General features: G+C 55.1%; 11 protein-coding genes. All 11 read right to left on the reverse strand.

Going from position 1 to position 9443, the window contains the following annotated elements; translation table 11 throughout:
* Nucleotides 1-350: 350 nt before the first annotated feature.
* Complete coding sequence (gene hemE / locus GBM95_RS09890; RefSeq protein WP_152158949.1) at nt 351-1427, reverse strand: uroporphyrinogen decarboxylase; 1077 nt, start codon at nt 1425-1427, stop codon at nt 351-353.
* Between the two features lie 118 nt (nt 1428-1545).
* Nucleotides 1546-1950, reverse strand: a complete 405-nt coding sequence (locus tag GBM95_RS09895; protein WP_152158950.1) for a universal stress protein — start codon at nt 1948-1950, stop codon at nt 1546-1548.
* A 229-nt stretch (nt 1951-2179) separates the two neighbouring features.
* Entirely contained in the window at nt 2180-2599 is a 420-nt protein-coding gene (locus GBM95_RS09900) for a F0F1 ATP synthase subunit epsilon (RefSeq protein WP_152156893.1), read from the reverse strand.
* A gap of 63 nt (nt 2600-2662) precedes the next feature.
* Nucleotides 2663-4066, reverse strand: a complete 1404-nt coding sequence (atpD, locus tag GBM95_RS09905) for a F0F1 ATP synthase subunit beta (RefSeq protein ID WP_139688341.1) — start codon at nt 4064-4066, stop codon at nt 2663-2665.
* 34 nt (nt 4067-4100) lie between these two features.
* A complete protein-coding gene (gene atpG / locus GBM95_RS09910) occupies nt 4101-4985 on the reverse strand; it encodes a F0F1 ATP synthase subunit gamma (protein WP_139688340.1) in 885 nt (294 codons plus the stop codon).
* Nucleotides 4986-5008: 23 nt separating this feature from the next.
* Nucleotides 5009-6550, reverse strand: coding sequence for a F0F1 ATP synthase subunit alpha (atpA, locus tag GBM95_RS09915; protein ID WP_139688339.1), 1542 nt, complete (start codon nt 6548-6550; stop codon nt 5009-5011).
* Between the two features lie 16 nt (nt 6551-6566).
* Entirely contained in the window at nt 6567-7118 is a 552-nt protein-coding gene (locus GBM95_RS09920; RefSeq protein ID WP_152158951.1) for a F0F1 ATP synthase subunit delta, read from the reverse strand.
* Nucleotides 7119-7120: 2 nt separating this feature from the next.
* A complete protein-coding gene (locus tag GBM95_RS09925; protein ID WP_139688337.1) occupies nt 7121-7591 on the reverse strand; it encodes a F0F1 ATP synthase subunit B in 471 nt (156 codons plus the stop codon).
* 97 nt (nt 7592-7688) lie between these two features.
* Nucleotides 7689-7931, reverse strand: a complete 243-nt coding sequence (gene atpE, locus GBM95_RS09930; RefSeq protein ID WP_139688336.1) for a F0F1 ATP synthase subunit C — start codon at nt 7929-7931, stop codon at nt 7689-7691.
* Between the two features lie 63 nt (nt 7932-7994).
* On the reverse strand, nt 7995-8825 hold the full coding sequence (gene atpB, locus GBM95_RS09935) for a F0F1 ATP synthase subunit A (RefSeq protein WP_139688335.1): 831 nt from the start codon (nt 8823-8825) through the stop codon (nt 7995-7997).
* A 12-nt stretch (nt 8826-8837) separates the two neighbouring features.
* The gene (locus tag GBM95_RS09940; protein WP_152158952.1) at nt 8838-9203 is read right to left on the reverse strand and encodes an ATP synthase subunit I; all 366 of its coding nucleotides are present in this window, start codon (nt 9201-9203) and stop codon (nt 8838-8840) included.
* Nucleotides 9204-9443 lie beyond the last annotated feature (240 nt).

Below are 9443 nucleotides of genomic sequence, written 5' to 3' on the forward strand. Positions count from 1 at the left end.
GCGCTACGACGTTGTCTTTGAACTCCTGCGAATATCGCATGTTTTGCCACTCCATGAAAGGTTGAAGGGGTGGCGAAAGTTAGTATGACATCTAATGAGATAGTGTCCTCTAACACCAAGAGCGCGAAAAGCGCTTGGAATTGTGGATAACTTTGTGGATTGTTCCCTTGACTGACGTTTTCTTCAGTGCACTTTTTATGAGACAGTCTTGAAATAAGGAATGGCTCGCATTTTCTTCCTTACTCTCACAGCGAAAGATAAGAACTAAATAAGCCCGTCGGAATTCGACGGGCTTATTCATTTATCGACATCGCCAGCACAAGATCTGTGCACAACTCGTTGATAAGAACTCAACCGGCAGTGTGATAGCGACGGCTGTACTGATGAACTTCATCAACAAGGATCTGTACGCTTTCCACTGGAGTGAACTGATTAATGCCATGCCCAAGATTAAAGACATGGCCGCCAGCTCCGACAGGGCCAAAAGCATCCAGCACCTTGCGCGCTTCACGGCGAATCGTATTTTCGTCTGCAAAAAGCACGAGCGGATCCATGTTGCCCTGCAGAGCAACACGATCGCCTACAACCTTGCGGGCTCGCGAGAGATTGGTCGTCCAATCAAGACCCAGCGCATCACAGCCCATTGCCGCGCAATCAGCCAGCCATTCACCGCCGCCCTTGGTAAAGACGATTACAGGCACTTTCTCGCCATCAGGGGTCGTACGCGTCAGGCGATCAACCACTTTCTTCGTTGCAGCCAGTGAGAAACGCTGGAAATCGCCATCTGCAAGCATGCCGCCCCAGGTGTCGAAAATCTGCACAGCCTGAGCTCCCGCAGCAATCTGAGCATTGAGATAAGCTGCCACCGCATCGGCATTAATGTCGAGCACACGCTCGAAGAGATCCGGGCGACGGAACATCATCGTTTTGGCGGTGCGGAAATCACGGCTGCCGCGCCCCTCAATCATGTAGCAGGCAAGCGTAAAGGGAGAGCCGGAAAAGCCGATAAGCGGAACCCGATTATTGAGCGCAGCACGGATGCTCCGCACTGCCGCCATGACATAGCCGAGTTTTTCCTCAGGATCAGGCACATAAAGCTTTTCAACCGCTTCTTCGCTCTGCACAGGATGCGCAAAAACAGGACCCTCACCCTGCACGAACGAAAGCCCGAGATCCATCGCATCAGGGACCGTCAGAATGTCCGAAAACAGAATAGCTGCATCCAGCCCATATCGGCCAATCGGCTGCAGCGTCACTTCTGTAGCGTAGTCCGGATTCTGCGCAAGCCCCATAAAGCTGCCGGCCTGAGCTCTTGTGCGGCAGTACTCCGGCAGATATCGACCTGCCTGACGCATCAACCAAAGCGGAGTGAAGTCCGTATGTTCGCGCTTAAGCGCACGCAGGAAGCAGTCATTCTGAGGGATCATTTCTTTTTTCCGTTTATTTGCCGCGCTTTTCGCGCAGTCCTTCGCCAGCGAACAAGAAAAAACCGCGCACATAGGCGCGGAATTTTCTAATTAATCTATCTGTGAGAATAAATTCTCATCAGCGGACAATCAGCACCGGACGATCCGCCTGGCTGAGCACTTTCTGCGTCTCGCTGCCCAGAAGCAGCGCGCCGAAAGTGCCAAGTCCGCGGCTTGCCATCACGATATAGAAGGCATTGCATCTCGCCGCGCAGGCAAGCACCCCCTGCGCAACCGTTTCAGCATGCTCGGCGATTACCTCGCAGGGAACCTCCGCTTCGGCAGCCTTGCGGGAAATGGCTTCAAGACGCTCCTTGACGACAGGATCCTCATCCTCGAAGCCACCAGCCGGAGCAGGCGTAAGCACGGCCGTCATGCCGACTACCGAGCCGCCCACCTGTTCAGCAAGTCCGATGGCGGTATCCACCGCCTTGTCGCTTAAATTAGAACCGTCCGTCGTTACGAGGATCTTAACTGCGCTCATACTTAAACCTCCATTCAGTTGAGCTCTAATCCCAGCACACTTCTTTTCGGTCTGCGAGGGACGAGTGTATTGCTGCAACAAGACCAAATGTATTTTCAATGCTTGAAACAGTGGTCCCGTTCAAACTGCTTATTCAGAATGCTAGCGCTTTGACGGAAAGTATGGGTAAGAAAAAGCGGAGATGCTCGTAAGCAGCTCCGCTTTAAAAGGCGTCGTTGGCTTGAATTGATCAGAGCTTGCTGCGCAGCTTCTTGATAACTGCGAGCTCCGCAGCCAAGGCAGCGATTTCCGCTTCGATGCGGGCAATCTCGATGCTGCCGGTAGCAGTCGCACGGGACGCTTCCGCTGCGGCAAGGGCTTCCTTGGCGCGAGCTTCGTCAAGATCCTTGCTACGGACTGCGGTATCGGCCAGAACAGTGACTCGATCAGGCTGAACCTCCAGAACACCGCCCGCAACAAAGATCTGTTCAACTTCTGATTCACCAGGCTTGTGCACGCGCACAAAGCCGGGACGAATCAGAGTGATAAGCGGGAGATGCCCCGGCATGATGCCAAGTTCGCCAGACGTTCCGGGCAGCGACACGAGTTCGGCCTCGCCGGAGAAGATATGTTCTTCGGCGCTGACGACGTCGACTTTAATGGTAGCCATATAGGTTGCTCCGTTTGTCGGGCGCTTGCGGCAACCAGCTTTTCAGCCGGCTGCCGCAAAGCATTACTTGAGGGTCTTCGCCTTCTCGAAGGCTTCGTCAATGGTACCGACCATGTAGAACGCCTGTTCGGGCAGTTCATCACATTCGCCATCAACAATCATCTTGAAGCCGCGGATGGTTTCCTTGAGCGGAACATACTTGCCGGGAGCACCAGTGAAGACCTCAGCAACGTGGAACGGCTGCGAGAGGAAGTTCTGGATCTTACGAGCGCGCTGCACCACCAGCTTGTCTTCAGGAGCGAGTTCATCCATGCCGAGAATGGCGATGATGTCGCGGAGCTCCTTATAGCGCTGCAGGGTTTCCTGAACGCGACGAGCGGTCGTGTAGTGCTCAACACCGATGATGTTCGGGTCGACCTGACGGGACGTGGAGTCGAGCGGGTCAACAGCCGGATAAATACCGAGAGCAGCAATATCACGCGAAAGAACCACGGTCGCGTCAAGGTGACCGAAGGTCGTGGCCGGGGACGGGTCAGTCAAGTCGTCAGCAGGGACGTACACGGCCTGAATCGACGTAATGGAGCCAGTCTTCGTGGAAGCAATACGCTCCTGAAGCTTGCCCATTTCCTCAGCCAGAGTCGGCTGATAGCCCACGGCAGACGGCATACGGCCGAGCAGGGCGGACACTTCCGTACCCGCGAGGGTGTAACGGTAGATGTTGTCGATGAAGAGCAGAATGTCGCGGCCTTCGTCACGGAAGGCTTCTGCCATCGTGAGGCCCGTCAGAGCAACACGAAGACGGTTTCCCGGGGGTTCGTTCATCTGACCGAACACCATGGCGACCTTATCGAGAACCTTCGACTCGCCCATTTCATGGTAGAAGTCGTTGCCTTCACGAGTACGTTCGCCAACGCCGGCAAACACAGAGTAGCCGCCGTACTGCTTAGCGATGTTGTTGATGAGCTCCATCATGTTGACGGTCTTGCCCACGCCGGCACCGCCGAACAGGCCGACCTTGCCGCCCTTGGCGAACGGGCAAATAAGGTCAATAACCTTAATGCCGGTCTCAAGGAGGTCAACGGACGGAGAAAGGTCGTCAAACTTCGGGGCTTCATTGTGAATCGGACGGATTTCCTCGGCCTCGATCGCACCGCAGTCGTCGATCGGGCGGCCAAGAACGTCCATGATGCGGCCGAGGGTCTTCGGACCAACCGGCACCGAGATTTCGCGGCCGGTAGATTCGACAGACATGCCGCGGCGAAGGCCTTCAGACGAGCCCATCGCAATGGTGCGGACAACACCATCGCCGAGCTGCTGCTCGACCTCAAACACCAGGCCCTGTTCGGCGAGGGAGTTCGCGTCGTCGTTCTTAAGGACGAGCGCTTCGTAAATCTTCGGCATCGCGTCGCGCGGGAATTCAATATCCACGACCGCGCCGATCACCTGAACGATCTGTCCGATACTCATGGGTTTTCCTCAGTTATCGATTTTTTAAATTCGATTAAGAAGACACGGCGGCGGCACCACCGACGATTTCGGTGATTTCCTTCGTAATGCCGGCCTGGCGAGTCTTGTTGTAGACGAGCTGCAGATCGTCGATAAGCTTCTTCGCATTGTCGGAAGCGGCCTTCATGGCGACCATACGGGCGCTTTGCTCAGAGGCCATATTTTCTGCAACTGCCTGGTAAATCAAAGCCTCGACGTAGCGGCGGAGCAGCTCGTCGAGAACGGTTTGGGCGTCAGGCTCGTAGATGTAATCCCACGAGAATTTGCGCTGAGGCTCCTCGGCCGAAAGCTGTTCGTCCGAAAGGGGCAGAAGCTGCTCAACGACCGGGATCTGCTTCATCGCGTTCACAAAGCGGCTGTAGCAGAGATAGACCTTATCGACCTTCCCTTCCTTATACGCTTCAATCTGAACAGCAATGGCTCCAATCAGACGGTCAATCGACGGGCGGTCACCGAGCTGAACCGCTTGGCTCAGCACGGGCACTCCCAAGCGCTGAAGGAAGCCAAGGCCCTTGTTGCCAAGGGCGGAAGCTTCAACCTGAATGCCCTCAGCCGACCATTCACGCATACGCTGCAGGAGCACACGCTGGATGTTCGTATTGAGAGCACCGGCAAGGCCCTTGTCGGTGGACACAAGAATAATGCCCACCTTCTTGGCGCCTTCATTCTGATTCAGGAACGGATGACGATAGTCCGTCACGTTCGCGCGAGCGAGATGCGAGCAGATTACTCGAATCTTGTCGCCGTACGGGCGGGCAGCGTGCATCCGATCCTGCGCCTTGCGCATTTTCGAGGCCGCAACCATCTCCATCGCTTTGGTGATCTTGCGCGTGTTCTGCACGCTCTTGATCTTGCCGCGAATTTCCTTTGTACTGGGCATGGAATTGGGTCCTCGATTAGACGTTAGACAGCGCCGTTCTTCTTGAACTCGGCGATAGCACCCTTCAGGCGCTCTTCATCTTCCTTGGAGAGAGCCTTATTGGTTTCGATCGAGTCAACGAGATCAGCGTAGTGAGTCTTGAGGTATTCGCGCATAGCACGCTCAACCTTCATGGCGTCACCAACGTTGACATCGTCGTAGTAGCCGTTGTTGACGGCGTACAAAACGAGAGCTTCTTCCCAAACCTGAAGCGGCTGATACTGGGGCTGCTTCATGAGTTCGGTAACCATGCGGCCACGTTCGAGCTGCTTGCGGGTGACTTCGTCCAGATCAGAAGCGAACTGAGCGAAGGCCGCGAGAGCGCGGTACTGAGCAAGGGCGAGACGAACACCGCCGCCGAGCTTCTTGATGACCTTGGTCTGAGCCGCACCACCCACGCGGGACACCGAAATGCCCGGGTTGATAGCAGGACGAATACCAGCGTTGAAGAGGTCGGTTTCAAGGAAGATCTGACCGTCGGTAATCGAAATCACGTTGGTCGGAACGAACGCGGTGACGTCGCCTGCCTGCGTTTCAATGATCGGCAGAGCAGTCATCGAACCGGTCTTGCCCTTGACGGCACCCTTGGTGAAGCGTTCCACGTACGTGGGATTCACGCGGGCAGCGCGTTCGAGCAGACGGCTGTGCAGGTAGAAGACGTCGCCAGGATAGGCTTCACGTCCAGGCGGACGACGCAGCAGCAGAGAGATCTGACGATATGCCCAAGCCTGCTTGGTCAAGTCGTCATAAACGATCAGGGAGTCTTCGCCGCGGTCGCGGAAGTATTCGCCCATCGTGGCGCCGGCGTACGGAGCGATGTACTGCATGGCAGCAGACTCGGAAGCCGTAGCGGCAACAACGATGGTGTAGTCCATGGCGCCATTCTCTTCGAGCTTGGCGACGACATTGGCGATGGTAGAGGCCTTCTGACCGATAGCGACGTAAACGCAGATCAGGTCCTTGCCCTTCTGGTTAATGATCGTGTCAATGGCGACAGCGGTCTTACCCGTCTGACGGTCGCCAATGATCAGCTCACGCTGACCGCGGCCGATCGGCACCATCGAGTCGATGGACTTCAGGCCGGTCTGCACCGGCTGAGAAACGGACTGACGATCGATGACGCCAGGGGCGACCTTTTCGATAACGTCAAATTCCTTGGCTTCAATCGGCCCCTTGCCGTCGATAGGCTGGCCGAGCGCGTTGACAACGCGGCCGATCAGCTCGCGGCCGACCGGAACCGAAAGAATGCGGCCGGTGGTCTTCACCGTGTCGCCTTCGGAAATACCTTCGTAGTCACCGAGAATAACGGCGCCGACGGAATCGCGTTCGAGGTTCAGAGCGAGGCCATAAACCTCACCCGGGAACTCCAGCATTTCGCCCTGCATCACGTCGCTCAGGCCGTGAATACGAGCAATGCCGTCGGACAGCGAGACCACGGTGCCCTGTGTGCGAAGATCAGCGGAAACGCCGAGGCCTTCGATACGCTTCTTCAGCAGTTCACTGATTTCACTGGGATTGAGTTGCATCTTACAGCTCCGAATTTTATGCGGTAAGCGCCGTCTTCATCTGACTGAGACGCGCGCGGATCGAGGCGTCGAGGAGCTTGTCGCCAACGTGCACGCGCACGCCGCCGATCAATTCCTTCTCGACCGAGACGACCGGGTGAAGCTTCACTCCCGGGAACTTCTTCGCTAGCGCTTCCAGCAGTTCCTTCAGCTCATCATCGGTGAGCGGGAAGGCCGTCTCGATATAGGCGTCAGCGACACCTTCGGAACGGTTCTTCAGGATGCGGAATTGCCGCGCGATTTCAGGCAGCGCATCGATGCGCCCGTTCTGAACCACGACGCGAAGCAGATTCTTGACTTCTGCCGGCTGATCGGCGTCAAGCATGCCGTCAAGCACGCCATAAAGCTGATCTTCCGTAAGTCCGGGATCACCCGCGAGCTGATTGACCTGAGGATCACGAGCCACCTGCGCAAGTTGCGCAACGGCGTCAAGTACCCGAGTCATTTCTTCTGCGCTGGCTTTACGCTCCTGGAGGGCCTCCATGAGGCCTTCCGCGTAAGGGCGCGCTATCGTAGAAAGTTCCGCCATAGTTAGAGCTTCGCCTTCAGTTGATCAAGCAGTTGAGCATGAACGTTCTTGTCGACTTCGCGAGCAAGAATCTGTTCAGCACCCTGGACAGCAAGCGCAGCCACCTGATCGCGGAGCTGATCGCGAGCGCGCTGAACCTGCGTGGCAGCTTCAGCCTTAGCGGACTCGATGATGCGGTCGGCTTCAACCGTAGCCTGAGCCTTGGCATCCTCAACGATCGCAAGCGCACGCTTTTCGCCATCGGCAACGATGGTGGAAGCACGGGCGCGAGCGGCCGCTTCAATGGCCTTGCCCTGCTCGGTAGCCACAGCAAGAGCCTTCTCGCCCTTGTTGGCTGCGGCCAAGCCGTCAGCAATCTTCTTCTGCCGCTCTTCAATCGCATGAATCAGCGGTGGCCAGATGTACTTCATGGTGACCCAAGCACCAAGGAAGAACACGACCATCTGTACAAACAGAGAGGCATTAATGTTCATTGTTGAACCCCGTTAAGTCAGCAGCGCCGCGCATGTCTTTGGGCGGCGCCGCGGACAGCGTCATTGAAAAGAAAGACGTTGGTCGTACGGCTGAGTATTAGCCGACGAAGGGGTTGGCGAAGGCGAACATCATGGCGATACCGACGCCGATCAGGAAGGCCGCGTCGATCAGGCCGGCGAGGAGGAACATCTTCGTCTGGAGCGGCTCCATGAGCTCGGGCTGGCGAGCAGAAGCTTCAAGGTACTTTGCACCCATCAGAGCGATGCCAAGGCAAGCACCGAGAGCGCCGAGGCCGATGATGATACCGCAGGCGATAGCGACTAAAGCGACGTTGGTCATTTTTGAAAGACTCCTAGATCTATAAAAAAGGGAGTTGACAAAGTTGAAGAAAGAAATTGTCTGTTAGTGGCTGCTGTGAGCTTGCCCGATATAGACCAGCGTCAGCATCATGAAAATAAACGCCTGCAACAGAACAATCAGCACATGGAAGAGCCACCAGACCAGGCCGGCGATGACTTGTCCAAGTCCAGCAGCTGCAGCGCCCGGGAGAGCAAAATCAAGCATGAAGCCGCCCAGGAGCGCAATCAGGAAGAACACGAGCTCACCGGCATACATATTGCCGAAGAGCCGCATACCGAGCGAAACAAACTTCGCGCAGTACTCAATGAGGTTCATCAGGAAGTTCACCGGCCAGAGCAGCGGGAACTTGCCGAACGGAGCAGTAAAGAGTTCAACGATAAAGCCGGAGAAGCTCTTGACCTTGATGCCGTAATAGAAAAGCAGAAGCAGAACGCCGAAAGACAGACCAAGCGTACCGTTAAGGTCCGCTGTCGGGAGCGGGCGAAGGTGATCAAGACCAAGGAAGCCGGCGATCCACGGGAACAGATCGACCGGAATAAGGTCGATGCAGTTCATCATGGCAACCCAGCAGAACACCGTCAGAGCGAGCGGCGCAATATAAGTACGATCGCCATGAACAATATTTTTGGCCTGGTTATCCACCATTTCGACCAGCATCTCTACTGCACACTGCATCTTCCCCGGAACGCCGGAGGTAGCCTTTTTGGCCCCCATGCGAAGCAGGAAGAACACAACCAGGAGCGCAGCAAGCGAAAAGAAGATCGTGTCGTAATTGATGACCGAGAAGTCAACGATCACGTTCTGATGCATTGACTGCAGATGCGCCATGTGATGCTGAATGTACTCAGTAGCGCTAGGGCTCTCGACTGCCATGAGGACCTATCCTTAGTTTTTCTTGAACAGCAACACAAAGTAGCTGTTCACCACCGCTATCAATGAGATGAGGAAAGCGGGCCAGTTCAACGCGTCATATTGCTGAGCTACAACGAGCAACAACACTATAACGCTTAAAATTTTTACAAATTCGCCAAGCAGCATTGCCATAACGCCGGCACCAACGCTGATTTTCATTTTTCTGCCCACGATCAAAAAGAGCATGAGCAGAGTCGACATAAACGCATAGGAGAGCCCCCCGAGCAGAGCAGACAATCCAGCGTCGACATTGAAAATTAGCGCCCCTATGAGGGCTGCCAGCACAGCAACAACGTACTGCGCAAGAACGACGCGCATCATATCAGAACAGCCGAACATTCTTACGCATTACAAGCTTGAATTTGAGTCGGTGGAAGTTTACTTCTTGAAGCATCTCGCAACAATCTACGAAAGCACTATAGAAAGTAACACTTCAGAGATAGATTGCACCATAAAAGGACGTGCAAAGACAAGAAATTTAGGATGCTCTGAGCAAATCGAAAGATAATGCATTAATTGTATAAATATCAAATATATGATAGAATATATCTATCATGAATAGATTTGCGAGAGGCTTCT

It is taken from the genome of Sutterella seckii (assembly GCF_009183815.1).
Taxonomy (GTDB): Bacteria; Pseudomonadota; Gammaproteobacteria; order Burkholderiales; family Burkholderiaceae_F; genus Sutterella; species Sutterella seckii.

Excerpts from the sequence above, each read along its gene's own strand:
- atpE (WP_139688336.1), bottom strand. The coding sequence starts at position 7,931 with ATGACCAACGTCGCTTTAGTCGCTATCGCCTGCGGTATCATCATCGGC.
- atpD (WP_139688341.1), bottom strand. The coding sequence starts at position 4,066 with ATGAGTATCGGACAGATCGTTCAGGTGATCGGCGCGGTCGTGGATATT.
- GBM95_RS09920 (WP_152158951.1), bottom strand. The coding sequence starts at position 7,118 with ATGGCGGAACTTTCTACGATAGCGCGCCCTTACGCGGAAGGCCTCATG.
- hemE (WP_152158949.1), bottom strand. The coding sequence starts at position 1,427 with ATGATCCCTCAGAATGACTGCTTCCTGCGTGCGCTTAAGCGCGAACAT.
- GBM95_RS09895 (WP_152158950.1), bottom strand. The coding sequence starts at position 1,950 with ATGAGCGCAGTTAAGATCCTCGTAACGACGGACGGTTCTAATTTAAGC.
- atpG (WP_139688340.1), bottom strand. The coding sequence starts at position 4,985 with ATGCCCAGTACAAAGGAAATTCGCGGCAAGATCAAGAGCGTGCAGAAC.
- GBM95_RS09900 (WP_152156893.1), bottom strand. The coding sequence starts at position 2,599 with ATGGCTACCATTAAAGTCGACGTCGTCAGCGCCGAAGAACATATCTTC.
- GBM95_RS09940 (WP_152158952.1), bottom strand. The coding sequence starts at position 9,203 with ATGTTCGGCTGTTCTGATATGATGCGCGTCGTTCTTGCGCAGTACGTT.
- GBM95_RS09925 (WP_139688337.1), bottom strand. The coding sequence starts at position 7,591 with ATGAACATTAATGCCTCTCTGTTTGTACAGATGGTCGTGTTCTTCCTT.
- atpA (WP_139688339.1), bottom strand. The coding sequence starts at position 6,550 with ATGCAACTCAATCCCAGTGAAATCAGTGAACTGCTGAAGAAGCGTATC.
- atpB (WP_139688335.1), bottom strand. The coding sequence starts at position 8,825 with ATGGCAGTCGAGAGCCCTAGCGCTACTGAGTACATTCAGCATCACATG.